This is a genomic window from Vulcanisaeta distributa JCM 11217, from assembly GCF_001316005.1.
GTDB classification, from domain to species: Archaea; Thermoproteota; Thermoprotei; order Thermoproteales; family Thermocladiaceae; genus Vulcanisaeta; species Vulcanisaeta distributa_B.
The window spans coordinates 37,109-61,496 of sequence record NZ_BBBJ01000002.1 but is presented as its reverse complement, the minus strand read 5'-3'; the positions used below and the strand labels follow the sequence as shown (position 1 = coordinate 61,496).

The 24,388-nt window shown below is 47.1% G+C and carries 34 protein-coding genes, 1 tRNA gene and 7 pseudogenes; 16 read left to right on the top strand and 26 right to left on the bottom strand.

Annotated features, from left to right (window positions below; genetic code table 11):
* The 6 genes and pseudogenes from JCM11217_RS02330 to JCM11217_RS02305 form a co-directional block, all read right to left on the bottom strand.
* Positions 1–834 (bottom strand): NAD(P)-dependent oxidoreductase, encoded by an 834-nt coding sequence (locus tag JCM11217_RS02330; protein WP_054841941.1) that lies wholly within the window; start codon positions 832–834, stop codon positions 1–3.
* Between the two features lie 53 nt (positions 835–887).
* Positions 888–1,427 carry a THUMP domain-containing protein gene (locus JCM11217_RS02325; RefSeq protein ID WP_054842068.1) on the bottom strand — a complete coding sequence of 180 codons (540 nt, stop codon included), beginning with the start codon at positions 1,425–1,427 and terminating at the stop codon, positions 888–890.
* A gap of 388 nt (positions 1,428–1,815) precedes the next feature.
* Positions 1,816–3,028: pseudogene (locus JCM11217_RS02320) on the bottom strand (nicotinate phosphoribosyltransferase).
* 61 nt (positions 3,029–3,089) lie between these two features.
* Positions 3,090–3,344: a hypothetical protein gene (locus tag JCM11217_RS02315; RefSeq protein WP_054841940.1), complete on the bottom strand. Its 255-nt coding sequence runs from the start codon at positions 3,342–3,344 to the stop codon at positions 3,090–3,092.
* A 28-nt stretch (positions 3,345–3,372) separates the two neighbouring features.
* Positions 3,373–3,615 carry a hypothetical protein gene (locus tag JCM11217_RS02310; protein ID WP_054841939.1) on the bottom strand — a complete coding sequence of 81 codons (243 nt, stop codon included), beginning with the start codon at positions 3,613–3,615 and terminating at the stop codon, positions 3,373–3,375.
* Positions 3,616–3,620: 5 nt separating this feature from the next.
* Positions 3,621–3,902 (bottom strand): MoaD/ThiS family protein, encoded by a 282-nt coding sequence (locus tag JCM11217_RS02305; RefSeq protein ID WP_054841938.1) that lies wholly within the window; start codon positions 3,900–3,902, stop codon positions 3,621–3,623.
* Between the two features lie 51 nt (positions 3,903–3,953).
* Here JCM11217_RS02305 and JCM11217_RS02300 point away from each other — a divergent pair, with 51 nt between their 5' ends.
* Together JCM11217_RS02300 and JCM11217_RS12940 are read left to right on the top strand one after the other, a co-directional pair.
* Positions 3,954–4,367: an MGMT family protein gene (locus JCM11217_RS02300; protein WP_243678235.1), complete on the top strand. Its 414-nt coding sequence runs from the start codon at positions 3,954–3,956 to the stop codon at positions 4,365–4,367.
* Positions 4,268–4,504, top strand: coding sequence for an MGMT family protein (locus JCM11217_RS12940; protein ID WP_243678083.1), 237 nt, complete (start codon positions 4,268–4,270; stop codon positions 4,502–4,504). The genes JCM11217_RS02300 and JCM11217_RS12940 overlap by 100 nt, the downstream gene beginning before the upstream one ends.
* Here JCM11217_RS12940 and JCM11217_RS02295 read toward each other — a convergent pair.
* The 4 genes and pseudogenes from JCM11217_RS02295 to JCM11217_RS02280 form a co-directional block, all read right to left on the bottom strand.
* A pseudogene (locus JCM11217_RS02295) lies at positions 4,497–5,316 on the bottom strand (SAM-dependent chlorinase/fluorinase). The gene JCM11217_RS12940 and the pseudogene JCM11217_RS02295 overlap by 8 nt on opposite strands.
* 46 nt (positions 5,317–5,362) lie before the next feature.
* Positions 5,363–5,725, bottom strand: coding sequence for a hypothetical protein (locus JCM11217_RS02290; protein ID WP_243678082.1), 363 nt, complete (start codon positions 5,723–5,725; stop codon positions 5,363–5,365).
* 11 nt (positions 5,726–5,736) lie between these two features.
* Complete coding sequence (locus JCM11217_RS02285) at positions 5,737–5,985, bottom strand: hypothetical protein (RefSeq protein ID WP_054841936.1); 249 nt, start codon at positions 5,983–5,985, stop codon at positions 5,737–5,739.
* Entirely contained in the window at positions 5,969–6,382 is a 414-nt protein-coding gene (locus JCM11217_RS02280; RefSeq protein WP_054841935.1) for an MBL fold metallo-hydrolase, read from the bottom strand. Before JCM11217_RS02280 ends, JCM11217_RS02285 begins: the two co-directional genes overlap by 17 nt.
* A 285-nt stretch (positions 6,383–6,667) precedes the next feature.
* Here JCM11217_RS02280 and JCM11217_RS02275 point away from each other — a divergent pair, with 285 nt between their 5' ends.
* Positions 6,668–6,853, top strand: a complete 186-nt coding sequence (locus tag JCM11217_RS02275) for a hypothetical protein (RefSeq protein WP_054841934.1) — start codon at positions 6,668–6,670, stop codon at positions 6,851–6,853.
* 142 nt (positions 6,854–6,995) lie between these two features.
* Here JCM11217_RS02275 and JCM11217_RS02270 read toward each other — a convergent pair whose 3' ends face one another.
* Positions 6,996–7,382, bottom strand: a complete 387-nt coding sequence (locus JCM11217_RS02270) for a CBS domain-containing protein (RefSeq protein WP_054842067.1) — start codon at positions 7,380–7,382, stop codon at positions 6,996–6,998.
* 132 nt (positions 7,383–7,514) lie between these two features.
* Here JCM11217_RS02270 and JCM11217_RS02265 point away from each other — a divergent pair.
* Positions 7,515–9,402, top strand: a pseudogene (locus JCM11217_RS02265) (aldehyde ferredoxin oxidoreductase).
* On the opposite strand, the gene JCM11217_RS02260 reads toward JCM11217_RS02265, so the two are convergent.
* Together JCM11217_RS02260 and JCM11217_RS12935 are read right to left on the bottom strand one after the other, a co-directional pair.
* Positions 9,403–10,155: a dihydrodipicolinate synthase family protein gene (locus JCM11217_RS02260; protein ID WP_243678081.1), complete on the bottom strand. Its 753-nt coding sequence runs from the start codon at positions 10,153–10,155 to the stop codon at positions 9,403–9,405. It lies immediately after the preceding pseudogene.
* Complete coding sequence (locus JCM11217_RS12935; protein WP_243678080.1) at positions 10,091–10,291, bottom strand: dihydrodipicolinate synthase family protein; 201 nt, start codon at positions 10,289–10,291, stop codon at positions 10,091–10,093. Before JCM11217_RS12935 ends, JCM11217_RS02260 begins: the two co-directional genes overlap by 65 nt.
* Before the next feature lie 80 nt (positions 10,292–10,371).
* On the opposite strand from JCM11217_RS12935, the gene JCM11217_RS02255 reads away from it, so the two are divergent.
* Positions 10,372–10,449, top strand: a tRNA-Arg gene (locus JCM11217_RS02255).
* A gap of 157 nt (positions 10,450–10,606) precedes the next feature.
* Here the strand turns inward: JCM11217_RS02255 and JCM11217_RS02250 are convergent.
* Together JCM11217_RS02250 and JCM11217_RS02245 are read right to left on the bottom strand one after the other, a co-directional pair.
* A complete protein-coding gene (locus JCM11217_RS02250) occupies positions 10,607–11,050 on the bottom strand; it encodes a hypothetical protein (RefSeq protein ID WP_243678079.1) in 444 nt (147 codons plus the stop codon).
* Positions 11,051–11,207: 157 nt separating this feature from the next.
* Positions 11,208–11,720, bottom strand: coding sequence for a hypothetical protein (locus JCM11217_RS02245; RefSeq protein ID WP_243678078.1), 513 nt, complete (start codon positions 11,718–11,720; stop codon positions 11,208–11,210).
* 327 nt (positions 11,721–12,047) lie between these two features.
* On the opposite strand from JCM11217_RS02245, the gene JCM11217_RS02240 reads away from it, so the two are divergent.
* Positions 12,048–12,440: a hypothetical protein gene (locus JCM11217_RS02240; RefSeq protein WP_054841933.1), complete on the top strand. Its 393-nt coding sequence runs from the start codon at positions 12,048–12,050 to the stop codon at positions 12,438–12,440.
* Between the two features lie 66 nt (positions 12,441–12,506).
* Here the strand turns inward: JCM11217_RS02240 and JCM11217_RS02235 are convergent, their stop codons facing one another.
* From JCM11217_RS02235 to JCM11217_RS12925, 4 genes and pseudogenes are all read right to left on the bottom strand, one after another.
* Positions 12,507–13,001, bottom strand: coding sequence for an inosine/xanthosine triphosphatase (locus JCM11217_RS02235; protein ID WP_243678077.1), 495 nt, complete (start codon positions 12,999–13,001; stop codon positions 12,507–12,509).
* Positions 13,002–13,192: 191 nt separating this feature from the next.
* Positions 13,193–13,656: pseudogene (gene ribH / locus JCM11217_RS02230) on the bottom strand (6,7-dimethyl-8-ribityllumazine synthase).
* Positions 13,657–13,688: 32 nt separating this feature from the next.
* On the bottom strand, positions 13,689–14,288 hold the full coding sequence (locus tag JCM11217_RS12930) for an ATP-binding protein (RefSeq protein WP_243678076.1): 600 nt from the start codon (positions 14,286–14,288) through the stop codon (positions 13,689–13,691).
* Positions 14,281–14,829 carry an ATP-binding protein gene (locus JCM11217_RS12925; RefSeq protein ID WP_243678075.1) on the bottom strand — a complete coding sequence of 183 codons (549 nt, stop codon included), beginning with the start codon at positions 14,827–14,829 and terminating at the stop codon, positions 14,281–14,283. The genes JCM11217_RS12930 and JCM11217_RS12925 overlap by 8 nt, the downstream gene beginning before the upstream one ends.
* A 40-nt stretch (positions 14,830–14,869) precedes the next feature.
* Here JCM11217_RS12925 and JCM11217_RS12920 point away from each other — a divergent pair, with 40 nt between their 5' ends.
* Positions 14,870–15,307: a hypothetical protein gene (locus JCM11217_RS12920; protein ID WP_243678074.1), complete on the top strand. Its 438-nt coding sequence runs from the start codon at positions 14,870–14,872 to the stop codon at positions 15,305–15,307.
* On the top strand, positions 15,235–16,053 hold the full coding sequence (locus tag JCM11217_RS12915) for a radical SAM protein (RefSeq protein WP_243678073.1): 819 nt from the start codon (positions 15,235–15,237) through the stop codon (positions 16,051–16,053). The genes JCM11217_RS12920 and JCM11217_RS12915 overlap by 73 nt, the downstream gene beginning before the upstream one ends.
* A gap of 150 nt (positions 16,054–16,203) precedes the next feature.
* On the opposite strand, the gene JCM11217_RS02215 is transcribed toward JCM11217_RS12915, so the two are convergent.
* The 6 genes and pseudogenes from JCM11217_RS02215 to JCM11217_RS12905 form a co-directional block, all read right to left on the bottom strand.
* The gene (locus JCM11217_RS02215; RefSeq protein ID WP_054841932.1) at positions 16,204–16,563 is read right to left on the bottom strand and encodes an aspartyl protease family protein; all 360 of its coding nucleotides are present in this window, start codon (positions 16,561–16,563) and stop codon (positions 16,204–16,206) included.
* A gap of 86 nt (positions 16,564–16,649) precedes the next feature.
* Positions 16,650–17,731, bottom strand: a pseudogene (radA, locus tag JCM11217_RS02210) (DNA repair and recombination protein RadA).
* A 203-nt stretch (positions 17,732–17,934) separates the two neighbouring features.
* Positions 17,935–18,414: a GNAT family N-acetyltransferase gene (locus JCM11217_RS02205; RefSeq protein WP_054841931.1), complete on the bottom strand. Its 480-nt coding sequence runs from the start codon at positions 18,412–18,414 to the stop codon at positions 17,935–17,937.
* A 65-nt stretch (positions 18,415–18,479) separates the two neighbouring features.
* Complete coding sequence (locus tag JCM11217_RS02200; protein WP_243678072.1) at positions 18,480–18,989, bottom strand: 30S ribosomal protein S11; 510 nt, start codon at positions 18,987–18,989, stop codon at positions 18,480–18,482.
* Between the two features lie 47 nt (positions 18,990–19,036).
* Entirely contained in the window at positions 19,037–19,507 is a 471-nt protein-coding gene (locus JCM11217_RS12910) for a hypothetical protein (RefSeq protein WP_243678071.1), read from the bottom strand.
* Between the two features lie 30 nt (positions 19,508–19,537).
* Positions 19,538–19,771 carry a hypothetical protein gene (locus tag JCM11217_RS12905; RefSeq protein WP_243678070.1) on the bottom strand — a complete coding sequence of 78 codons (234 nt, stop codon included), beginning with the start codon at positions 19,769–19,771 and terminating at the stop codon, positions 19,538–19,540.
* Positions 19,772–19,953: 182 nt separating this feature from the next.
* Here JCM11217_RS12905 and JCM11217_RS02190 point away from each other — a divergent pair, with 182 nt between their 5' ends.
* Both JCM11217_RS02190 and JCM11217_RS12900 read left to right on the top strand, forming a co-directional pair.
* Positions 19,954–20,757 (top strand): mandelate racemase/muconate lactonizing enzyme family protein, encoded by an 804-nt coding sequence (locus JCM11217_RS02190; protein WP_243678069.1) that lies wholly within the window; start codon positions 19,954–19,956, stop codon positions 20,755–20,757.
* Between the two features lie 88 nt (positions 20,758–20,845).
* Positions 20,846–21,052, top strand: coding sequence for a hypothetical protein (locus tag JCM11217_RS12900; protein ID WP_243678068.1), 207 nt, complete (start codon positions 20,846–20,848; stop codon positions 21,050–21,052).
* A gap of 83 nt (positions 21,053–21,135) precedes the next feature.
* On the opposite strand, the gene JCM11217_RS02185 is transcribed toward JCM11217_RS12900, so the two are convergent.
* Positions 21,136–21,444 (bottom strand): 50S ribosomal protein L14e, encoded by a 309-nt coding sequence (locus tag JCM11217_RS02185; protein WP_054841930.1) that lies wholly within the window; start codon positions 21,442–21,444, stop codon positions 21,136–21,138.
* Between the two features lie 114 nt (positions 21,445–21,558).
* On the opposite strand from JCM11217_RS02185, the gene JCM11217_RS02180 reads away from it, so the two are divergent.
* From JCM11217_RS02180 to JCM11217_RS12890, 6 genes and pseudogenes are all read left to right on the top strand, one after another.
* Complete coding sequence (locus JCM11217_RS02180; protein ID WP_054841929.1) at positions 21,559–22,434, top strand: DUF169 domain-containing protein; 876 nt, start codon at positions 21,559–21,561, stop codon at positions 22,432–22,434.
* Positions 22,409–22,903, top strand: a complete 495-nt coding sequence (locus JCM11217_RS02175) for a C-GCAxxG-C-C family (seleno)protein (RefSeq protein ID WP_243678067.1) — start codon at positions 22,409–22,411, stop codon at positions 22,901–22,903. Before JCM11217_RS02180 ends, JCM11217_RS02175 begins: the two co-directional genes overlap by 26 nt.
* Positions 22,900–23,112 (top strand): annotated as a pseudogene (locus JCM11217_RS02170) (FAD-dependent oxidoreductase); the annotation flags it as partial. The gene JCM11217_RS02175 and the pseudogene JCM11217_RS02170, both read left to right, overlap by 4 nt.
* A 37-nt stretch (positions 23,113–23,149) precedes the next feature.
* A complete protein-coding gene (locus JCM11217_RS12895; protein ID WP_243678066.1) occupies positions 23,150–23,323 on the top strand; it encodes a hypothetical protein in 174 nt (57 codons plus the stop codon).
* A 17-nt stretch (positions 23,324–23,340) separates the two neighbouring features.
* Positions 23,341–23,845: pseudogene (locus tag JCM11217_RS02165) on the top strand (FAD-dependent oxidoreductase); the annotation flags it as partial.
* Between the two features lie 120 nt (positions 23,846–23,965).
* Positions 23,966–24,325 carry a hypothetical protein gene (locus tag JCM11217_RS12890; RefSeq protein WP_243678221.1) on the top strand — a complete coding sequence of 120 codons (360 nt, stop codon included), beginning with the start codon at positions 23,966–23,968 and terminating at the stop codon, positions 24,323–24,325.
* Positions 24,326–24,388: the final 63 nt, after the last annotated feature.

The window sequence follows — 24,388 nt, the reverse complement described above, 5'->3', positions numbered from 1 at the left end:
TTATTTTTCCTTTAAACCGCCAATAAGCTCGAGTAAGCCGGCCCTGACGTAATCCTCATTACCAAAGCCAAGGGTAGCCAGCAACTCATACAGTGATTTAACGGCTGAGGAAACGACTAACGGCGACTTAGCATCACCCGCGGCCTTAACGGCGTAATGCACGTCCTTAGCGGCCAGGGCTAGCGTGAATGATGGCGGCGATTTAGGCTTAAGCATCCTGTCAAGGTATTTCTCGGCCACATCCCTAAACACCGTCTTTGTTAATAACACTCTCAATGTATCATCATCGACCCCCCCATATGTCCTGCCAAGCACGATGTACTCGCCGAGTAATGCCATTGTACCTATTAAGAATGCGTTATAGGCTAATTTGAGCGCCATTGCTGACTCAGCCGTCGGCAGCCTAATCACAATACCCAACTTATCAAATACTTCCTTAACCCTTTGATACGTTGTCTCGGGTCCGCCCACCAGGTATACTGCCGTACCATTCTCAACATCACCAGGCCCCCCAACAACTGGAGCCGCAAGTAATCCCTTACCCATACCCGTGAATCTAACATTGAGTGCAGTAACGGCGCTAATGCTATAGGTCCCTGATAGCACGATCACGTCACCGCCAACGCCCTTAACTGCATTTAACGCCTCGTCATCGGAAACAAAAATGAACGTTATTCCCCCCCTGGCCTGCGAAATATCATCAATGGCTTTTGCAGGTAAATCTCTCAACTTATCCCTGGTTCTATTCCATGCATAAACGTCAAAGCCCTGCTTAGCCAATCTCTTAACTAATGCACTACCCATCCTGCCAGTTCCAATGACTGTTACCTCCATCAAATTGGAGTGCCGTGAGAAAATTAAAGGATTATGGTTAGTTGATTAATGAATTACCCATTACCCTGCTGAGTATTTACGTTGATCTTCATAAGAGAGAAAATATCATCCTCCCTAATGATGCTTATCCCAGTCCTTGATGGGAATACCTCCACTTGAATAATCTTATCTGGGTTCTCGAGCTTAACCTTATTACTTATCTTCGAGGCTATTGAGTCAATGATTTCCATCCTATCCAAGTCAACACCCCTCTTCCTAACCTCAACCTTGTACGTCTCGTTAGGGCTTAAATACCTACCTGCCAACTCAACAGCCGCCTTACTAATCTCCTCAATATCGGTCTTCACGGTCCTCATTATAGGCACGACCTTAAGCACAAAGCGCGGAACATAACGACCACTACTAACGAGCTCCCTCAACCTCCTAGTGAATTCCACTGGGTCACCATCCACGTAGCCCGTTATAAGCCCGTCAAAGCCCGTGAAGGATGTCTGGGCAATCCTCATACCAACTAAATCACCAATGTACTTAAGCTCATCAGCGCACCTACCCTCTAACCTCCTTCCTGTGGATATGACTAAATTGAAATCCACATGAACCCCCCCTATTATACCTCGCCTTAACCTTTTATAAACCACACCTACCTCATGAAATTATTAAGGATTGAGCGTAAAAAGAATAAGGATAGAGCCTCGTGAGGTGATAATACAGACGAATTAAGCATATAGGTAATGCTTTTTAAGAATTCTTTTAAGTCATCATTGATCGAGCATGAACAACCTAGTTATGGAAGAGGAGGAATGGGAGGGTGAGGAGGAGGAAGAGTGGGAGGAATTTGAGGAGGAGTGGGAAGAGGAATTGTGAGCTTAACGGTGATTTTTCCTTAAAAATAGAAAATAACCTATTCTTTGGCTCGGAACTCGCCCTGGAGACTCTCATTATCGTTTAATTTTCAATTGATGAATAAATAATAAGCAATAGCTACATTTCGGCATATTTCAATTGATCAAGCACATAATCCCTAATCTCCTGATCGCTGGGTATTGACTCTACGGCTTTACCATTATCGACAAACTTCCTGAGTAGGGGGGGAACCGGCTTAGAACCGTCTGGGCAAGACGCGGGCTCGGCATCCCACGGAACCACTTGATCGTCTAAGGTACCCCTACATCTATATACCTGCTTAAAGCCTGGTAATTTACCGCGCTTCGTTATTGGCACCCAACGCCCACTCTTCTCGTCATAAGCCTCCACTATATCCATACTAATATCAACACTTGGTGGGAAGGCTATTGATGTACCAACGCCGAACATGTCAACGACATCCCTTAGCTTGACCACGTCATCCTCATCAACGCCACCACTGACTAGTATCTTCACATTCTTATAACCAGCCAGGTCCAGGGTCCACCTAACCTCACGGGCGATGGCCTCCATATTACCACGCCTACTACTTGGTGTGTCTAACCTAACACCGTACAACTTATTACCAAGTAGTTTTGCGGCAATCATTGACTCCTCACGCTCATCAAAGAACGTGTCAACAAGCACTATCCTCGGTACGTCACTGGGCATTACCTTATCGAACCAGGCCCAGGCGAGCGTGTGGTCACCGGTTGCGTGCCTAAACACTATCATTAATGCGTGGGGGCATTGTACCGCTTGGCTTAATCCCTATTAACCTAGCCCCCCCTATCACGCCCGCAACACCATCACAACCCCCTATGTAGGATGCCCTATCAACCATTGGCTGTACTGCGGGGTGCACAACCCTGGCACCAAAGAATATGCATGACTTATCACCAGCCAGCTTCTTAATCCTGGCCGCCTTACTAGCCACCGAGCTGTAATGCCTAAGTATTCCCAGGAACGTTGTTTCGTAGACGGCGAAATCCACGTAATTACCCTCAATAACCATTATAGGCTCATTAGCTCTAAACAATGTACCCTCAGGCATCGCGTATATGGTTATTGGCAATTCCTTAGCGACGGCAATATTAATCACCTCCTTTAAGCCCGCAAATACCGCCCACTTGTAATTCCTCGGTAAATTAACAACGTGAAACTCAGCCCTAACCCTAACCTTATCAAGCCCAGCCGCCTTAAGGACCTCAACAGTCCTTAGGAAATAAACATCCGTAGCCTCACCATTAATTATCTCCTCATCCCTCGCGGTATAGAATAGCCTATCCATTAACCTCCCGAACCCCCCCGCTGGAATTATAAATTATTAACTGCAAGAATTGCCGCAAAGATCACGTGAACTCTTCAATATACTTACTAATTAATGCGTTCATGAAATCATCGATCGACTTAAATAAGCCATCATAAACCCTATGGCAACCAACACCAATAATTAAATCCTCCATGAAATCCCTAAGTATATTAACTACCTTGTTTACCAGGTCATACACGCAATCATTTATACCCATTATTATGATTGATAACTGATCATTACCAATAGGGTTCATCATACTCAACCCCTTCCTTAACTGCGTTGTACCTGCCATGTAAGTCAACGCTCCAAGCCCAGGATCTCTAAACCTCGATAAACCCCCTCACGTAATCCCTAAGGCTTAGGTACGCTGGGTATATCATGTGCCACGGACTTAATACCTTCCTCGCAGGCACTATTGATATTAATGAATTGGGGGGGCATTCACTCGTCAGCGACTTAACCCTACTCAATACCTCATCGTCGAAGGGTCTCGTTAGTATCACGGTCGCAAGCCAAATCCTTAAGTCACCAATGTCGCTACTCAACCTGATTAGGTAATTCATGGTTATTAACCACCATGGATGTAAGCCAGTATTAAAACCTCATCGCCATCCTTGATAGGCGTATCAAGGCCCTTAAGCAACCTTATATCTACGTCATTAACCGCGATGTAGATGTCAGGCGCCAACTCACCCCTCGCTGAATCAAAAACCCTCCTGAATAACTTCTCATTTATTGACTTAAGCCCATGAATAACATCCCTCACCGTAGTAACTCCATTGAGTTCCACGTACTCCTTACCGAGGGCCAATGCCCTTAAAACACCAGCTAACTTAACCTTAACAGCCACGTATGTGTATCGGGACAGGGTTTTTAAGGCCTCCTAGTTAATTGAATTAAAATGCGTTGCATAACACTGCTTCTTAGTGATGTTGGCGCCTTGGAGGTGTGTATTTACGGTGATAGAATTCGGGAGGTTAGGGTTAGGGTTGGAACTGATGGAATTAATAGGGAGACCATAAGCCCGATTGGCGAGACTATAATGAGGTATATAATGGGGCTAGTAAAGCCGCAGGAAATAATTAGGCACTTAGAACTAAGCCCTGGCCTGCTTGGCTTGGCGCAGGTAGCCATGTTATCAATACCGAGAGGAAAAGTCGCCACCTACGCCCAATTAGCTCGGTTATTAAATACTAGCCAAGAGCCATCGGTAAGTTGGCCAGCGCCAACAAGCTCCCCGTTCTTGTCCCGTGTCATAGGGTCATTAAGAGCGACGGTTCATTGGGCGGCTACTCGGCGGGTGATATTAACGTAAAACTTAAGTTATTGGAAATGGAGGGCGTGAAGATAATTAATGGTAAAGTACCCAGGCAGTACATCGTTGATGATGCATCACTAATGAGAAACTTCAGGGAACTACTCAATTACGCGTCAGGTAATATACTCATTTAATGACCGAGACCTCAACCTCATCACCCTCCTCAACACCAAACCTTTGAGCAAAGTTGCCTGTTTATTGAGAGCTCGAGAAAGCCCTCACTATTAATGAGCGCCAAGGCCTCACCCTCATTGGCATAGCCATAACTCCTTAAGAACCTGACCTTAAGGTCGACATTCCTCCTGGGTATGACTATGCGCAACTCATTGCCATACTCAAGACCAAGAACCCCCCCAAGATCACTCTCCCTAATACCTGTGTACGCATTACCGAAGTGATCAATGTATATAATGGCTGAGCTGGCAAATCCCCCCCTGGAGACCCTATTCGTAATGCCCTGAAGCCTAACGGGGGGGTCCGTAACCCTAGGCCCAAGCAATGATATATCAAGACCAAGGCTTAGGTAGGCCGCCACAGGCGCGAATATGTCACGCCCATGGAACGTACTCGACACCACAGGTCTCATGAACTCCCTATTCTCAATAGCCCTTATTTCAATTATACCATCATCCTCGGCAGCCATCATCAACACGCCATTGTCAGGCCCAACGAAGTAGTAATTCCTCGTCTTAATGGCGATTGCCCTCCTCGACGTGCCAACCCCCCCCGGATCAACAACCACCACATGTATTGTGTCCCTGGGAAAATACTTGTAGGAGGCCCATAATGTGAATGCCGCCTTATACACATTGAATTGCGGTATTGCATGCGTTATATCAATTATCACGGCACTGGGGGGGTTTAGACTAAGTATTACGCCCTTCATTGATGGTACGAAGTATGACTCATAACCGAAATCCGTAAGTAACGTTATTATTGGCCTCATTAATGCTTCCGACCTCATTCATTAATTTAAGCATTATATCATAATATCATAGGAAGTAATCCATGGTTAATTGACTACGCTTAGGCAACGGCCTAGCCATAATACCTAATTCATGCCTTAGGTACCTCGCAAATCTCGCGGCGTTTCCATAAACGGTGTATACGAGCTTAGCCCCGCTGCTTAATACGAAGTCCACAAGCCCTGGAAAGTCAGAGTGGCTACTGAGTGGTATTGCATTCACGCCAAGCTGCCTTAATCGGGTGGCCCTTGAACGCCTAGCGTACATACCACTTAATGCGGTAATCCTAACACTCCTATACCTACTCCTCAGGACTTTAATGAACCACGTAATATCCCTAGGAACACCCGTGATAAGTATAGAACCGGCAGGCGGTAAGCCGCTGGCCACGGCGCCATGTCTCAAGCCAGGGCATTATTAATCACCTTAACACTGGGTTCCACATAGATTGGGTAATCCTTGAGTAACGCTGTGAGTTCCTGACCGCGACCAAGTGGTTGGCCCATGAATACCGTAATGCCATCCTTAACGCTATCCTCGGCAATAGCCCTTAATTCATCATAGATCTCACGCCTACTTGGAAACACGTAATCCGGGTCGCCATACGTGGCCTCCATTATCAAAACATCGACATTAAGCCCCCTTGGCACCGTCAAGTAGTATTGATGGTTCCACATTAAAGTCCCCCCCCGTAACGCCAACCCTTAGATCTCCAAAGTCAAGTACGTAGGATAGACTACCGATCACATGGCCGGCGTTAAAGGATTCAATCACTACATCATCAATAATGAGCCTAGATCCTGGACCAACCGCGAAATGCCTGAGGTAATCACCATCACGCGCCCTAATTATGGCTGCGGTCTCGCTACTCATTACGAGAGGCGAGACTTTGTGAAGAGCCCTTGGATTCACGTGATCCCTGTGCCCATGGGTTATTAACACGGCATTAAAGGATCCACCGGGCTTCCTCAATGGGTCAATTATGAAACGCTTATTCCCATGCTCAATCACAATCCCATCATCATAATACGCCCTAAACCCATTCATTACTGAGAGGTAATGTTGGAACTAATATAATAGGTTGTTGCCCACGGTAATTAAAAATTAGACACTCTTTCTACAGGTGAATAATAATACTCGTTCTCCTAAAATTAGCAATAAATCGAATGTTGGGATTATGGAGAGCTAGGGATTTTACCCAGGGAGTAATTCAGGAACTAGTGATGTTCGTGTATTTAATTATATCATTAATTGCCCTAGCAAATTACGGTTGATACTTCACAAATATAAAGGCAATATCTTTATAACCTAAAGAAGTAGTATTTACATTGTATGGTCGAGGGAATAAAGAAGAAGATCCTTGATTACCTCACGAGCAATAAGGGTAAGGAATTCACCGCGGAGGAGATTGCGAAGGCCGTTGGTGAGGAGAGGGTAAATGTCGTTAAGGCACAGCTTACGAGGTTAATAAAGGATGGAAAGGTAGTAAAGACTGACGGAAAGTATAAGGCCGCGTAACACAGGGTGTTAGAAATATTTTGCCTTAAAATTACACATAAATTTACGTATTTTCCTCAACGTAAATCCTTAATCTATGTGCGATAAGCTACAACATGGTCTGTAATGGGAATTGGTTTTACTTAATTAACTTGGACACGCCTTACGGGTAGGATAATTCCTGAGCCATTAATGCCCTCACTAAGTCCCTAATGCTCACCATACCGACCGCTTTGCCCTCCTCAACAACAGGTAAATGCCTTATGTTGTTCTCAATCATCTTCATTGCTGCTGAGATCACGGATTCCGAGGTATTCGCAGTTATTAACTTCCTGCTCATAACCTTCATTAATGGCGTATCAAGGCTAATGCCCTCAGCCACAACCCTGACCAGGTCCCTCTCTGTGAATATGCCCACTGGCTTCTCATCCTCATCAATCACAAGGACACTACCAACATTATGCATGTACATTTTCGCAACGGCACAGGTTATTGGGTCGGTGGATTTACAGGATATGACACCATCCCTAATCAATTCCTTGATCCTCATGCTGGGTCTACTGAGTATAACTGGGTGTAATGGGTTAATAAGTATTTCTCTGAACACCCATATTAAGTTAGGTATTACCTATTCACAGATTACTCAAGAAAGCCTATTATTAGGCTTGAAAACGCAATACGCGTGAAGGTACTTAGGCTAGACCTTAATGAGAATTCCTGGAAGATCGAGGATGTGACGGCACAGGGACCAGTGACGCTAGGCGTCCGGATACATAATGAAGCGAGGACCTGGAACCTAGACCCACTTGACCCAAGTGTGCCATTCATAATTGGTATGGGCCCGTTCGTCGGCGGTAAAATGCCGGGCTTCCACAGGTTAATCGCAGTCTTCAAGAGCCCAATGACGAAGACAATCCATGTAGCTGCCTTGGGCGGTGCTGCGTATAAGTTCATGGGGGGGGCGGGCATCGATGCGTGGTGATAACGGGTAAGGCGAGGAGGCCAACGGTGATCTTCCTGTCAAGCGATGGCATTGAGTTGAGGAGTATTGACCCAGTCTTTGAGTATGGTAATTACCACGGCGCCTATGCCTTCACGAAGTACCTGCTTGACACCTATAGGGACTTCTTCGTTAAGTATAACGCGAGGGCCGTGGTTGTTGGTCCAGCGGCACTGAGTACGTATAACGGCGCCTTAGTGTCCATTGATGTTAATCCAATAAAGGGTGAGTTTAGGCTTGGCGCCGAGGACTTCGCTGCCAGGGGTGGACCAGGCACCGCACTCGCCATGGGCCATAACGTGGTTGGCCTTGTGGCTGGTGGTACGCATAAGGCGAGGTACGCTAAGGTCAATGATATGGAATTCATCAATAAGTTAATGATTGAGTCCTTTAAGAAGCCCTTTAGGCAGGTCATGGATGAAAAGACCATTAAGTATAGGTTTGACCCGAGCATGGGTACTGGAGGCACCTTCGGCGTTAATTACCCACATTACCGCGAGCTGCTGCCCCTCTTTGGTTATAAGTCCATATACCTACCCAGGGAGGTGAGGATTCAACACGTTGAAGCAATACTGAGGCTTTTCTGGAAACCCTTTAATGACGAGGTCTTTGTCAGGAGTAAGAGTTGGTATAACTGCGGTGACTTCGGATGCTCAGTTGTTTGTAAGAAGGTTTGGCACGGTAAGAAGGTGGATTACGAACCGTTCCACGCCATGGGCCCCTTCATTGGTAATTACATATTTGAGGAGGCCGTACCACTCGTGGACTTAATAGATCAGTACGCTTAGACGCCATTGAGATGGGACACGTGGTTGCCTGGATCTTTGATGCGATTGAGCATGGACTATTGAGGCCAGATGAGGTTGGGCTTGGTGATAAGCCCGTGTTCGACCCAATGAGGTTTAACCCAGAGACCGACTCAGGGAGAAACGCGAGCCTGGCTAAGGAAGTTATTAAGGGCTTTGTTGAGAAGTCCAATGAGGTTCTTAAGATAATTGCTGAAAACGGAATCAGGGTCGCCGCAAGGAAGCTTGATGAGATGTTTCACGACAGGGTCTTAAGGGTTGGTAAGTCCTTCAGGGACTTGGTGGTTTACGTAGCATACGGGAACGACGGCTACATGACACCAAACCTATACTGGGCCCCCCCTGGCATGGTCGCTCCAATGTACGTGCTCGGCAGGTACTGGACGAATTACACGCCCACCTTCATGGGTCCTGAGGACTTCGCGAAGTCATCGCTTAGCAGGCTATTGCCGAGGCGTTAATTGATGATGCAGGGCTTTGTAGATTCCATAGGGGGGGATGGGCTGAGCCAGTCCTTGATAAGCTGTACCTTGAAGTAACGGGTATGTCGACCAATAAGGACATTTATAGGGAGATCGTTGAGTACTCCATGAAGCTAATGCGGAGCCAAGCCATGGGAGAGTGAGAGGGCTAGGGATGTGGTCTCAACGATGGCTAGGGAGGTCGGTTCCAAGGAGTGGAGGTTTGAGGATTATGAGGACTACATTAATTGGTGGAGGAGGTTTAAGGAAACGCTTGACTCGGGCCTTGGGTTAACCCACTGATCACTGTTTAATGAGGCCCAATGAAATCAATGAGTTCCTAATGAACTCCTTAGTCTTTTCGTCCGGGTCCTCATAAGGTGGCCTCGGCTTACCAATGTCAATACCCACCAGGGACATTGCGTACCTATAACCACCGCTTAAGCCACCAGCCTTTAGCACGCTCCTAACCCTTATTATGAATTCCTGGAGTCTCCTCGCCTCCATGTAATTACCACTCCTTATTTCATTAACAATCCTAACAATTAACTCGGGGAACGGGTTTATCACCAGGGACACCACACCAACGCCGCCGGCGAGCATTATGTCGTATATCAAACCATCACTGCCAGCCATAACCCTCAACTCAGGGTGCGCCGATAATACCGTGTGCAGCCCTATCATGTCATGCGAGCTGTCCTTAAGGTACTTAATGCCTGGGCACTTATCAAGGATTTTAATTACCATTGACGGACTCAGGGGATTTCCAACGGCAGGCTCGTTATACAGCATGACGTCACCGCCAAACTCCCTAGACAAGGTGCACACGTAGTCCAGGATACCCCTCTCACCAAACTGTTGTGGGTATGGCTGCGGTATTGCCAATACATCAATACCAATCTTACCAACCTCCTTAACAACCTCAATAGCCCTCTTAATACTCATCTCAGAGACTAGGAATGACACGGGGGGGACCCTATCACGTACATAATCAACAACCAGCCTCAAAAAACCAAAGCCTCTCCTCGGTAGTGAATGCAAAGGCCTCGGCGCCAAACACACCAACGTAGAAACCCTCAACACCGCGCTTAAGCAAGAAATCAAGCATTGAGCCAACCCTACTCTCATCAACATCACCACCGGCATTAAGCGGTATGAAGACCTCAGCCACAGCACCACCAAACCCCCCCATATCAAATAAGAAACACCAAGAATCATTATAAGGATTACCACAAAGCAAAGACTTAAAACCAATGAGCGAAACAACAAACAGGCCCCCCCGTAGCTCAGCATGGATAGAGCGGCGGCCTGCGGAGCCGTAGGACCCGGGTTCAAATCCCGGCGGGGCCGCTATACTCAATAAGTTTTTGCTTTGGTCGTTTATCCATGAGTTCCGGCAGGGTTGTTTTAAGTTCTCCATCGTCTTTGTTGTTACCTAAGTCCGCTCGATATTGTCCTCGCTCATTGCCTCCCAGGCATTCTCCTTATCTAGGAGTTACATCGTGAATCACGCGGTTTTACTCCTCAGTATTTTCATTACCTCCCAGCTTTTTGTGGGCTTTGTTTCTATTAATAATTCCCTAACCTCATCATTACAGGCGAGTAGGGCCTTTACGGTGGTTTCCTGCCTAGTCCTTATTATGTATATGGTTGTACTGCCCTGAACAGCCTTATTCACCATGACCTCATTATTACCAGGTATTAATAACTCATTGTCAAGGCACTCAGCCCTCACTACCGCCGCGTACACGGTTTTCGTGAATTCATTATACAATTGACTTATGATAACCGCACCAATGTGGGTACATAGCCCCCCCCTGCTCTCGCCCCCCCAAGCGCTTACCTGGCAATCACAGGTGTATTTGCCATTCACGAACCTAACGATGTACTGAGGCAGCTTGTCGCCCATTGATGGCTCACCCCCCCTGACAACCCACGTATCACTGCCCAAGGCCTTAACGCCATTGCTCAGGAATCTTCTGAGTGACCTCCTTACCCAGGACCTTGACTTGCCTGGTACCTAATCCTTAACTCGTCGATTACTGCCCTAATAACCTGCCTATCTATTCCATACCCACTGCCTTATTTTGAGTAATTAACTAATGACCTTATCGGTTAGTTTTACTGACCTTCCTCCTAAGCACCTCCCTAGCACTGCTTATTGCACTTTCAATACCTGAGGAGTCTATGTCATAACCCTTGCCTCTCCACATGCTCAATGCCCTACTTATTGACTCCTCGACGTAGTCGACCTTATCCATGAGAACCCTCAGGGCGATACCCCTAGCCCTACTCGCACTCATCAGCATTTTCATGATTATAGCCATTGCCGAGTCGTAGGTAGACCTCAAAGCCCTAATCACGAATTCCCTATTTAGCGGTTTCACGAAGTACACCATGTCCCTGTACTCATAGCGTGATAGGGCACTTGTTAAGTAACCCAGCATCGATGCGTCGGGTAGTAGGTATGTGGAGTTGTCAATCCTCGGGCAGAGCATTAGAGTTGCTGTTTCCTTAATCATTGAGTATATGTGGGTCTCATAACCAGGTATATCAAAGGTCCAAAGAACAAGGTCCCTATCATCATTCGTAACCACGAAGTACTGCAAATCCCTCCTCAACTTAATGGCTAGGGTTTCATGGACATCCCTAACATCATCAACATCCTTATACCTACCTCAAAACTCCTCGAGGACTTACCACGTGTGTAGCCAGTGACTATGTACATCAGGGATTAAAATAACCCAGGGGGGGCTTATAAGTTTTACTCTAATAAAAAATAGAAACATAAGCGAAAGTATTGGTGAAGTATCTATTTATTAATGATGTGCCAAAGTTTGGGCAGGCAGAGTGGAGGTAAGAATAATCTTACCTCCACTCTGCATATCCAAGTCTCGACCTCTGTATGATGGTCAGGGATTTAAGGCGGCTTTTCCTGGCTATACTGTATGACTGTGCTTGATATTGGCTTTGGTAATGCTGTTTGGGTTAGGGCTAGGGTTAGGATTTATGAGAGTAATAGGAGGGTTGGTGATAGGGAGTATAAGGTGATTAATGCGTACATACCATTGCCAACAACCGTTAAGTACTTCGGCTTTAGGAATGGGGGGGCGCCAGTGAGGATTTGGCTGTTTAAGGATAATAGGTACATGGCCTATGAGGGAAACATAAGGAGGATACACAAGTCACAGTATGGAGCCAGCCTACCAACCACCGTAATAGAGAACCTAGGCTTGAATAATAAGGATGAGGTCGAGGCATTAATATACCTGGAATTAAGTGAGAGGGAGGGTGGTGAGGAGATTAAGGAATTGAGTGAGGGTGAGCAGGGTATTGAGTAATTGAACACTTTGGATATGCAGAGTGGAGGTAAGAATAATCTTACCTCCACTCTGCCTGCCCAACCATCAATCCCTAAATAATTCCGCATTCCACGGCAACCTGGGAATCAACGCCATATAAACAGCCTCTGTATTCAGTATGACCCTGTCTATGAACCTCCTAGTTAATGCGCCAATTAGTCCGTACTTCCTGCCTATGTTTGGCTCCCCCCCATAATACCTACTAACAACATCATTTAACTCGACTCCCTGCAATACTTCGTTCATGAATTTCCTGGGAACCATAAACCCGGGACTAAAGCCAAGGGTTACCTTACCGCTTCCATCAATCACTGCCGCAATAGTCACATCAATGCCCTCCTCAAACCCCTTAACCCTGATTATCCCTGCCTCAATACCAACGCCGAACTCGGCATTCCTCACGACATTAATCGCGTACTGAGACCTCCTAACTGCCCCATTAATGATTTCATCAAGGCCAATGGGTTCGGGGGGGGTTATGTCGCCAGGTGGTTCTATGGATACCACGTTAGCCCTAAAGCCGGCGAGTCTGAATGCCAACTCCGTGCCCCCTAATCTTGTTTGGGTTCCTTGAACCAAGGGCTACGAGTATCACGGCGAGTAAAAATAAATCTAGGGTTATAAGGGTTTTAACTTGTGATGATGCTCAGTCGCCTACCGAAATGATGAAGAGTGACTCCAATGCTGATTGGAATTTCGTAAAAATCCTCGGGAGTTTAATACGTCATTCCTCACTCTATGAATACCGTGGTACCCGTGTACTTACTACCCCCCCTCAATAACTCGAGCCTCCTCGCCAACTTAACCGCGGCCTCCACAGCCCTCCTAGCGTACTCCTCAGCCCTCTCCAGAGCCTGCATTCTATTGGCTCCAGGACCAATTATCCCCATGCCAACCGGCTTCCTGTGCTCCACGGATAGGTCCATCAACTTCCTAGCCGTTTGATGAGCCACAACCTCATCATGCTTAGTCTCGCCCTGAATCACGCGCCTATAGCCGCCACGGCATCAACATCGTCCCTCCTAAGCAACTCATCAACTATTATCGGCATGTCGTACGTGCCCGGCACCTTGGCCACGTAAGTGACCTCGGCACCCAAAAACCTCGCGTGTTCAAGGGCCTTTTGAAGCATTAGGTATGTAACGTCGTAATTGAACTCCGCAACCACAATCGCGAGTCTAACCCTATCCGCCATACGCCATGGTTAGGGCAGGCCAAAATTAAAGCTTAATCCCGACACCTAACCCTATCACTAATCCTCCTAAGTATTGGGTCGGCAATCACGTACTGATTATTAACCTTCATCACAAATCCATTGTCCATAAGCCTCCTGAGGAGCTTCGTAACCTCACTATCACTTATTGCCCTACCCTCCCTCAACTCAAGATACCTCTTAACCTCGGACCAGGTGGCGCCCTGCTTAAGAGCGTTAATTACTAATACATACCTCCTCGAGCCCATGGTCCTAACGAAGTTACAAAACTCCTCTTCAACAATACCTGAGGCTATGTTCACGGTTCTATCAAGAGCCTCAGGCCCTGGGTTATTTATGTAAGTGAGACCAAACAATGATAGCCAACCAACAATGCCGTCCAGTTCATCCACAGCTTTATTAATCATATCCTCGCCAATGACAACCCCCGCCTTACTAAATCCACGCTTTAAGAAGTCCAGTGATTGCTCACGTGTGAATGGCTTTAACTCTATCACCTCCATATACCTGCCATACAGTGGCGAATCAGGATCATTAACTCTCAGATAATTATAGAGCATGCCAATCTTTGACCCGGCAAATACGAAGGATATGTTCCTCAGATTATCATACACGTAGGCAAATACCGGAAGTAAATTGAAACCCCCTCATCTTACTCAATTCCTGTACCTCATCGATTATCACGACTAAGTGCTTACCCTCAGATGATGCCCAGTCATTAAGGGCATCAAACAATGACGGTATTGACACCTCCCTAGCCAATCCGCTGAGCTCAATGGTAAGGCCCATTATTGATAAACCCCCCCTAACCCTACTTAGGAAATCAATTAGCCGTTTGCTAATTGGTAATAATTGACTTAAGGATTTCGCAAGCTCACTTAGGAAGTCTCTAATTGTCATGTAGCTCATGCCCTCAAACCTCCTCGCATCGATGTATACCCTGACCATATCCTTTGTGGCTGCCTTAACAAGCGACGTTTTACCAACACGCCTAAAGCCAACCACCAATGTGACCGCCCTATTCAATGCTGAAAATCTCAATTGCCTAATCTCAGCTTCCCTATCGTACAACTCACTTGGGTCTTCAGCCGGCCTGTCGAGAAACGACATACCTATGTAGTTACTACATAGGTATGTAGTTATAAACCTTGCCACGTTATAGCGTTTTTAAAGTCTCAATGATGCATTAACTCTAGTGCTTAATTTCTCAAGGTTATGGATTTGGAAGTACATTAGGGATAAACTGCCCTGGTACTATGAAGTAGCCATTAACAGGAAACCAGCCAAGTACTTAATAGCCGCGCGAATACCCGTTAACGAGAAAATAACCGAGTTAGGCGAGGGTGAGTTGTGGAGGGAGTTCGAGAGGGCCCTAAAGGACTTCCTCGAGTTGTGGCGCAGGGTCAGAAGTAATGAGGTGGATATTAGGGGCATGCCCAAGGCATCACCATCACTGCTGGATCTGGTTGCCGAAATCACTAGAAGGATGATTAGGCACTGCGAATTTTGTGAGTGGCGTTGTAGGTCGATAGGACGGGTAATAAGAGGCTTGGTGTATGCATGCTCGACTCCACGAGTAGGGTATCCACATACTTCCACCACCTTGGTGAGGAGTTACCACTTCGTGGTGTGATGGGTTCTGGGACAATATTCTTCACGTCCTGCAACTTCCGCTGCGCCTTCTGCCAAAATGCAGACATAAGCAGGGATAGATTCAATGGCATTGTCATGAGTCCAAGGCAGATAGCCTCGTCAGCCATCATACTCAGGCTCGAGGGTGTTCACAACATTAATTGGGTTGGCGGCGAACCAACGCCGCACCTGCATAATATTGCCGAGGCTATAAGGCTTATTGCCAGGGATGGCATTAAGGTCCTCGATGAACTGAGTGATGAGGAGTACGATGCCGTACTCTCGGTTAAGGCGGACTTCATACCCTACAACTTCTCCAGGGATTGGGCGTTCTACGGAAATGAGCTTAACGTGCCCATGCTATGGAACAGCAACTTTTACATGACCGTAGAAACCACGAAACTGCTTAGGGTCTTAATGGATATTTGGCTCCCCCCCGATTTTAAGTACGGCAATGATAAGTGTGCCTTTAGGATCTCCAGGGTACCGAGGTACTTCGAGGTTGTCTCGAGGAATCACAAGCTCGTCTATGACTGGGGCGAGGACATGATAATTAGGCACTTGGTAATGCCAGGGCATGTTGAGGATGATTCAAAGCCCGTGCTTAGGTGGATCGCTGATAACATGCCTGGGGTCTTGGTTAACATAATGGATCAGTACAGGCCGGAGAACGAGACTGACCCTAACTCACCGAGGTTCAACCCTGAATTTAGGGAGTTGGCTAGGAGGCCGAGTAGGAGGAGTTGATGGAGGTTTATAGATACGCGAGGGATTTGGGCCTTAACTTTGAGTTGATTAGTTTTGAGAAGAGGATTAACATTAGGTACTTGGGCGATGAGGATTCGTTGATTGAGAGACTCGACAACCTCTAATGATGTTTAGTCATGGACTAGGGAGTTAAAGCAGGAGTAATTCAGCCTCCTTAAGCGTTCCCCCCCTGACTGGATCCACCTCAAGTCCAAAAATCTCGAGCGCGGTTACGCCAATCACCATCGTATCCTCAGTCTCGCCAAATATCACGGGTACAACCCTCCTTTCACCCATGAGTATTAAGCCTGCATCACCAACATCACGCTCCACATAACCACCAAACGCCTTAAACCTTCTTCTCCTACTCGGTTTTATTCCAAGTCCCTCAAGTATGTCCCTACGTATAACGGTATAAATCGCACCAGTATCTACAATACCATCAACTTCCACAGTCCTCTCTGGCGCTAGTGGATTGAATATGCCAGCCCTAACCTTAACAAAAACCATTAGGCATTCATAATTACCTTAATTAAATAGTTTTAATCATGAAGCGTAACATGCGCGCCTAAGTTGGTGTTTGATGGTTATTGATTTTAATCAACAACGCCCTCCTCAGTGATTCTAAACGTAACCTCCCTCTCAGGGTGATACGGCGAGTCGAAGATCTTGGCGATCCTGACATTCTCCTTACCCTTTCTCAGCCAAACCCTATAAGTAGCTCCGTGAGCAATCACATTACCGCCAGCGGGCTTAAGCGGGTTCCCAAAGAATACGTCTGGCTGCGCAACCACTTGGTTTGTGACGACGACAGCCACGTTGTAGATATCTGCGATCCTAAGCAACTGGGCAATGTGGTGATTAAGCTTCTGCTGTCTCTCGGCTAGGTTCTCCCTACCTGGGTACTCACTCCTGAAGTGGGCTACCAATGAGTCAATGACTATTAAGCCGATATTCTCCTTCTCAATGATCTTCTTACTTTCCTCAATAATCATCATTTGGTGATCACTGTTGTAAGCCCTGGCATAGAGAATATTCTTAAGAGCCTCCTGTGGATCCAAACCCCTGTACTTAGCCATCTGCATTATCCTCTCAGGCCTGAAGGTGTTCTCGGTATCGACATACAGCGCCTTAGCCTTGAGCCCACCCTTATCCTCGGGCAATTGAACCATAACGCTCAATTGATGGCAAAGCTGAGTCTTACCACTACCGAACTCGCCAACGAGCTCCGTAATGGCCTTAGTCTCAATACCACCACCAAGCAACTCATCAAGCGACTTAACGCCAGTACTAATCCTCCGAATACCCCCCCTCCTCTTCTCATAAAGCTCGTAGGCCGTTATGAACGGCGTCAAGCCAATGAGCTTCTGAGCAGCGGCAATGATCTGCTTAGCCCTATCCTCACTACCAAGTATCTCGGCAAGCTCCTTAACGCTCGCGAAGGCCACGTCCCTAGCCGTGTTATAACCAGCTCCCTAAGCTTCTGAGCCGTGACCCTACCAACGCCCTCGATCTCCTCGACATCAATCACAGGATAGCCACCGCTGACCGTTGCCGTAACGACGGTACCCTTCTCACCGCTTTCCTCCTCTGTATCCTCAACCTCCTCGACAGGTTCCTCCTCCTTCTCTTCCTCAACTTCCTGCTCCTGCACCTTCCTCCTCCCCCCCTTTGGCATATTCTCCACTAAAAATAAATGGTTATTACTTAAAAAACTAAGCAGTGATGATGCAGGGAATTCACCGAAGGCCAGCCCTAAGCCTAAGCCAAACGCCTAAGCATGTCTCGCGCCAAAGCCTATTAACATCATTATCATCACCTTCAACAATACGCCTAAGAACGCTCAACGCGTCATTACCCATGACGACGGGCTTTACGTAGCTATGTCATCATCATAGCGCAGGTAGCCTTAAGCAGCCTATCAACAGCCCTCCTACCAATGAGCCTCCTTAACTCATCCCATGCATAACCAACGTACCCCCCCAACGACCTATAGAGCCTATCGGCGGGCTCATTACCGAACCACGTAGTGGCAATGTAAACATCCGAGTCCGTACAAACCTCCTCAATCGTACTCACTAAGACCTTACCAATACCCAAGCCCCCCCTACACTCCTCAATAACGGCTATGTAGTAAATAACGCATAACTTAACTGCGCCAACGTTAATGCTGTAATAAACAGCGGCGCCAACACTCGACCCATTAATTACGGCCAACGCCACAGAGCCAACCCCCCCATAATCAACAACGGCCTTTGCGTATCTATAGGCTGAGCCGAAGAAATTCCTCAATATAGGCTCTGCGTGACTCATTAATTCCCTACTGCCTATGAGGACTGTGATTGGGCCATAACAGCTCACAAAAACCACCTAATATTGTATAATGCGTAAACCTGAATTGATGGAAGAAAGTAGGTAGTGGTGGCTTACACTCTCCTACCACGCCTACCTCCAGGTGGCCTAATGGTATCCGTGGGTATCGGCGTCACGTCCTCAATACGGCCAATTATCAAGCCAGCCCTGGCTAAAGCCCTAATGGCAGCGGCTGCGCCAGGACCTGGAGTCTTTGGTCCGTAACCACCGGGTGCCTTAACCTTTATGTGCACTGCATTTATGCCCCCCCTACTCATGGCTATTTGGGCAGCCTTATACGCGGCCATCATCGCCGCATATGGGCTGGGCTTATCCCTATCGGCCTTAACAACCTGCCCACCACTAACCCTCGCAACCGTCTCCGCACCTGTTAAATCAGTGATTATTATTATCGTATTATTATAACTGGAGTAAACATACGCAACGCCCCCCCACCTAAGCTTCCTAGCCCCCCCACTAACCTGCGTTGGCTTTATCTCGGGTAACTGCGTTGGTTGCGGCGGCGCCGGCTGCGCCTCTCCCTGAACCTCCTCCGTCGTCTTTTCCGTGCTTTCCTCTGACATTCGGTGGTTGGCATTTTAACTCATTTTATAAATTTTCTCGCCATTGACTAGTGAGTGCCCTTCATGCTCTCGATAATGCTCATCATGTGGCTCGTGCCAATCCTAAACCTCATGGGGGGGTCAGGTTCCCTCTCTGCTGCCCTCATTAATTCAAGAACCTGTTGATAAGTCCTGACGCCGCCCGCGATCTTAATGCCAATCTTTGGGTTATACTTCCTAGATAGCTCAGCCATTAATTTTACATTCTCGATTTGAGCGCCGGTCTTATTACCGATCCTCTCCGCGTAATCCTTCTCCTCAAACCCAGTGCTTGTCTTAATGAAATCAGCGCCTGACTGCATTACGATCCTATACAGCTCAAGCTTCTCCTCCCTTGTCGTGTAGGCATCCTCAACAATGATCTTTATGACCTTACCCTCCCTATGCGCTGCTTCAACCACGGCGTTTATGTCATGCTCAACCTCACTCCAAAGCCCGGACTTAACAAGGCCTATTGGGGGCCACGATGTCGAGCTCATCCGCATACTGCGAGTAGCGTTTAATAGCGTCTACCCTAGCCTCCGTGGTGCCGGCGCCAAATGGAAAGTCAACCACGCAACAACCTTAAAGTTGTAGCCCTTACGAGACATGTACTCTCTCGCATACCGAAGGAATATTGGATTTATCGTTATTGAGTACGCGCCGTACTTAGCCGTATCCTCAATTAAAGCCTCAATCTCCCTGGTTGAGCCGTAGGGCCTTAAATACGTATTGTCAATCAAACCAATTATGTTGACCTCCATACCCAATTAGGAACGCATTAGACTATTAATGCTTTATCCGCCTGAAATACTTATTAATGATTAATACATCGAGTAACCGAGTATGAGTGAACCAACCATTAAGTCGGTTAGGGTTTTAACCGTTATGGGGAATTTCGAGTGGCCAATTGTGAAGGTTGAGCTTAGTAATGGCCTTGTTGGTTATGGTGAGTGCCATAGGGGGCCCGGGCATTAAGGAGGTTTTGAGGAGAGCTGAGGAGTTGATTAGGGGGGGTAAGGAGGTTAATATTGAGTACCTATTGAGGCTCATTAGGAAGCATATACCGAACTCCGAGTGGGGGGGTGTGGTTAATAACGCAATCAGCGGCTTAGAAACAGCCCTCTGGGATTTGAAGGGTAAGTTAACGGGTCTCCCCGTTTATGAATTACTTGGTGGTAAGGTTAGGGATAGGGTTGCGGTTTATGCGGACCTGCACGCTGGCGCGGGCATAATCGAGACTGGTAGTAGGAGGTGGGTTGAGTTAGCTAGTACTGAGGTTGCCTATAACGTTGAGAATTACGTAAGGAGGGCTAGGGAGGCCATGAACATGGGGGGGTTCAGGTACATTAAGTTTGATGTTGATGTGCCGGAGGGCATGATGGAGACAGAGTTCGATAGGACCTTCGGCATGAGGATTGTTAAGTTCGTGACCTCGTTCATAGGTGGTGTTAGGGATGCCGTTAAGTACGATGTGGACATAATGATTGATGGGCACTGGGCATTCAGCGTGCCCACAGCCATAGCCATAGCCAGGGAGTTGGCGAAATACGACGTTTTCTGGTTTGAGGACCCAGTACCGCCTGAGAACATCGATGCGATGAGGGAGGTCAGGCTTAAGTCGCCGGTGCCTATAGCCACCGGCGAGAAGTTGTATAGGCTTTCGCAGTTTAGGGAGTTGATTGAGGAGGGGGGGGCTACGGACATTATACACCTGATGTGCAGAGGCTCGGTGGTTTACTCGAGATGAAGAAGATAGCCTACCTAGCCGAGGAGTACTACGTGCCGGTGGCGATACACAACATCTCAAGCCCAATAGGGACGATGCTAACGCCCACGTGGCAGCCACTATAGGGGACTTCATAGCCATTGAGTGGCACGCCATTGACTTGCCCTGGTGGTCTGACATGGTTAAGGAGGGCATGATTATAAAGGAAGGCTACATAACACCATCTAAAAGGCCTGGTCTCGGGGGGGTAGAACTAAACGAGAGAGTGGCCGCTGAACATGCAAAGGATCCAAATGAGGTTAAGGAATTCCTTTAAGGGATTAAAAGGCAGGTCGTACTTAATACCTAGGTGATGAGTGAGCCTCGAGCATGATTCGATGAAGAGGTAGGACCGGCTGATTACTGTTGTTGTGTTGGTATCATGGAAAGCCTAGGCTTAACCACCTGCTTCATGTAATCAATTAGGTTAGCCTCCTCAAGCGCCTTGAGGACCTCCTCATCGCTGGCTCCCTTCTTAATGTTTATCTTGTACTCCGTTGGTTCAATGTGCTTTACATTAACGGCTCTCCTCTTAACGCCCGTTAGGGATTTGGGCCCCGTTATTATTACGAAGTTCTCATCCTTAATATCCACAATAACGCACTTCCTGCCAGCCTCCCTACCGGCAACCTTCACGCATACCCTACCAATATCAAAGACCCTAGGCATCAAGCACGGGTAGTGTGAGGCTTTATAAGCATTTCATGGATTGGCTCATTAATCATAGTAATATATAGATTATGTACATACGCTACTTATAAGTTATTAAGTAATTAATTATTAATGACCATAAGTTCTCAGGAAGTTCTTGAGAGATATAGACGTTATTCAAATGATTTAATGGAGATACTTAGGCTTAGAACAAAGCCCGTTGGTGTTGCATTATTAGATAGGGATCCTGACGAGATCGGCATTAGTGCATTTCGCCCTTTTAGGCATTTCCGTAGGAAGTTAACGTTTTGCCAAATGACTGCTGCGGCTAGGTATTACGGCATGGGCATGGTCGCTACCCTCGAGGATATGGCATGCCCTGGTGAAATAATAATATTTGGGTTTGCTGAACCGCCTGATTATTTTCTTGATGGTAGTCTTAGTTACGGTCTTTACACGAGGACGAAGGAGGCGGGTAAGGCGCTTGACAATAGTTTACCAAGGCTTCCAGTGGGTAGGTATAAGGCATTGTTAACTATGCCCCCCCTGGACAACGTTATTTATGAGCCTCAGGTCGTGATGATTTACGGGACCCCAGGTCAAATGGTGAAGTTAGTCACCGCATACGTGTACATCAGTGGTGAGAAGGTTACACTGAGCGCCAGCGGTAAGGCGGGGGGGTCCGACACGGCAGTTGCCGAGGTTCTTCTCACTGGTAAGCCAAGGCTTGCGTTACCTGGCTATGGCGATAGAATTGTTGGGCATGTGGAGGATTATGAAATGCTCTTTGTTACCCCCGCAAGTCTATTAGGCGATCTTATTGATGCCCTTAAGGAGCAGAGCAAGACCAACTTCATTGTCTATCCACCAATGCCAAGCATATTCTATAGGGTTGACTTTAGCGCCATACCGGTTATTGGGCCTTTATATGATAAGTTCCTTAAGGAGGTTGATGAGAAGGTGAGGAAGGAGAGGGGGGGTGGTGCGGGTGAGGGACGAGGAACTTGATCAATTAATTAAAAATGCCAAGGAAAGAGCTACGCAGTTACTTATTGAGACTGAGAATTGCGCATACTCACCCTTTGTGGCCTTACTCGAGGCCTTAAATATTAAGGCATCGCCAGAGTTACTAGCGGTATCAATAGGCTTTGCCGGTGGATTAAGTGGTTCTGGGCATCTCTGCGGCGCCCTGTGGGCCTCCGTTGCTGCCGTGAGTATTTACATGAAGAGGAAGATTGATGAGGAGAAGGGTGGTAAGCGGTCAGGCGAGCCCTTCATAGCGTATCATATCGAGCTTCACAACAAGGTTGCAGATGTCTATAAACAATTCGTGAATATGTTTGGATCACCAAATTGCAAGGACCTGAACCCCCCCAAGTTCGACCTTGTATCGCCTGAGCAGAGGAAGAGGTGCACAGTCATTGTTAGGAAGTCTGTTGAGATAACCCTGAGATCATTACTAGGTGGTTCTAAATGAGCGTTGAGATCACAGGCAGGGAGGCGGAGGGCACGAAGTGGGATCTCGTAGTTATTGGGTCGGGAACCGCGGGTGCAGATGCTGCAGTACGTGCTGCGCAGTTGGGGGGGCTTAAGGTACTACTCATAGAGAAGAATAGGGATAGGCTGGGTGGGACCTGCGTAAATGTTGGTTGTGTACCAACGAAGAAGCTATTGTATATAGCAGACCATTATCATGAATTAAGCAAGTACCTGCAATGAGGGATTGATAGCTAGCACTAAGCTTGACGTGAAGGCTATGTTTAGGGCTAAGGACCAATTAATTAACCAAATAATTGCATGGTACGTATTCAGAGTATTCCCGAGTTGGGATATCAAGATGTTGTTTGGTGAGGCTAGGTTGAGGTCTCCGAATTCCGTTAGGTTGGTGATTCAATAATAGAGGCGAGGAGCATATTGATAGCAACGGGCTCCAGGCCTAAGATACCATCAATAAGAGGGATTGAGAATGGATTGAGAAGAGGTTTCGTCATAACAAGCGATGACTTCTTTTCCCTTGACTCAATTCCCGAGAGCATATTAATTATTGGCGGTGGGGCGATAGGCGTTGAATTGGGAACATTGCTTCATAAGCTTGGTTCTAAGGTCATGATCGTCGAGATCATGGATAGATTACTACCAACATTTGCAGACGCTGAATTAGGTAATTATCTCGCCAATAGGGTCATGAGGGAGATGTATGGGATCGACGTTAGAGTAGGTACATCCGTAACGGAGGTAGACCCCCCCGATAGTGGGCTTGTTCGTTTATCGAGTGGTGAGGCGGTTAGTTGATAGGGTTCTGGTTGCTGTTGGGAGGGTGCCGAATACTGAGGGACTTAATCTTGAGGGTGTTGGTGTTGAGGTTAGGAATGGCGCTGTCGTGGTTGATGACCACTCCAGGACTAACGTACCGAGCATCTACGCAGCCGGCGACGTGACTGGTAAGTATATGCTGGCGAGTGTAGCTAAGGTTCAGGGTATTGTGGCTGCCGAAAACGCGGCAGGCCTAAACACAAGGATTGACTATGAACTAATACCCATGGTCGTATTTTCAGACCCTGAAATCGCCTCTGTGGGGATTGTAGCGAGTAAGGATGACCCAAGGTACATAGTTACCAAGATGCCTAATGCCATAAATTATAGGGCAATAGCGTATAATAAGCCTTATGGCTGGACGAAGATTGTGGCTGATAGGATTAGTAGGAGAATTGTTGGCTTTCACATGATTGGTCCGTGGGCCTCGGAGATCGTTAATACGGCATCAATAGCCATTAGAAAGGGGGGGCTAACACTTGATGAGTTAAAGGAGTGGGTATTCTCGCACCCAGTCTTCACGGAACTCTTTATAGACGCCGTGGAATTAGCGTCGGGAAGTAATGTATACTTACCCAAGAGATAGTCTTATCAAATATATATTTTATTTAGTGCTAAAACTTTAAAGTAAAATTTACAAAGATAAAAC

Bases quoted from the DNA above. Each gene is read 5' to 3' on its own strand.
- JCM11217_RS12910 (WP_243678071.1), bottom strand. From the start codon at position 19,507: ATGAGCTCGACATCGTGGCCCCCAATAGGCCTTGTTAAGTCCGGGCTT.
- JCM11217_RS12905 (WP_243678070.1), bottom strand. From the start codon at position 19,771: ATGGAGGTCAACATAATTGGTTTGATTGACAATACGTATTTAAGGCCC.
- JCM11217_RS02185 (WP_054841930.1), bottom strand. From the start codon at position 21,444: ATGCCTAGGGTCTTTGATATTGGTAGGGTATGCGTGAAGGTTGCCGGT.
- JCM11217_RS02310 (WP_054841939.1), bottom strand. From the start codon at position 3,615: ATGAATTACCTAATCAGGTTGAGTAGCGACATTGGTGACTTAAGGATT.
- JCM11217_RS02280 (WP_054841935.1), bottom strand. From the start codon at position 6,382: ATGAATGGGTTTAGGGCGTATTATGATGATGGGATTGTGATTGAGCAT.
- JCM11217_RS02240 (WP_054841933.1), top strand. From the start codon at position 12,048: ATGACTGTGCTTGATATTGGCTTTGGTAATGCTGTTTGGGTTAGGGCT.
- JCM11217_RS02190 (WP_243678069.1), top strand. From the start codon at position 19,954: ATGGTGAGTGCCATAGGGGGCCCGGGCATTAAGGAGGTTTTGAGGAGA.
- JCM11217_RS02330 (WP_054841941.1), bottom strand. From the start codon at position 834: ATGGAGGTAACAGTCATTGGAACTGGCAGGATGGGTAGTGCATTAGTT.
- JCM11217_RS02275 (WP_054841934.1), top strand. From the start codon at position 6,668: ATGGTCGAGGGAATAAAGAAGAAGATCCTTGATTACCTCACGAGCAAT.
- JCM11217_RS02215 (WP_054841932.1), bottom strand. From the start codon at position 16,563: ATGGTTTTTGTTAAGGTTAGGGCTGGCATATTCAATCCACTAGCGCCA.
- JCM11217_RS12915 (WP_243678073.1), top strand. From the start codon at position 15,235: ATGCTCGACTCCACGAGTAGGGTATCCACATACTTCCACCACCTTGGT.
- JCM11217_RS02315 (WP_054841940.1), bottom strand. From the start codon at position 3,344: ATGGCAGGTACAACGCAGTTAAGGAAGGGGTTGAGTATGATGAACCCT.
- JCM11217_RS12890 (WP_243678221.1), top strand. From the start codon at position 23,966: ATGGTCGTATTTTCAGACCCTGAAATCGCCTCTGTGGGGATTGTAGCG.
- JCM11217_RS02300 (WP_243678235.1), top strand. From the start codon at position 3,954: ATGCGTTGCATAACACTGCTTCTTAGTGATGTTGGCGCCTTGGAGGTG.
- JCM11217_RS02200 (WP_243678072.1), bottom strand. From the start codon at position 18,989: ATGTCAGAGGAAAGCACGGAAAAGACGACGGAGGAGGTTCAGGGAGAG.
- JCM11217_RS02180 (WP_054841929.1), top strand. From the start codon at position 21,559: ATGACCATAAGTTCTCAGGAAGTTCTTGAGAGATATAGACGTTATTCA.
- JCM11217_RS12935 (WP_243678080.1), bottom strand. From the start codon at position 10,291: ATGGGGGGGTTTGGTGGTGCTGTGGCTGAGGTCTTCATACCGCTTAAT.
- JCM11217_RS02270 (WP_054842067.1), bottom strand. From the start codon at position 7,382: ATGAGGATCAAGGAATTGATTAGGGATGGTGTCATATCCTGTAAATCC.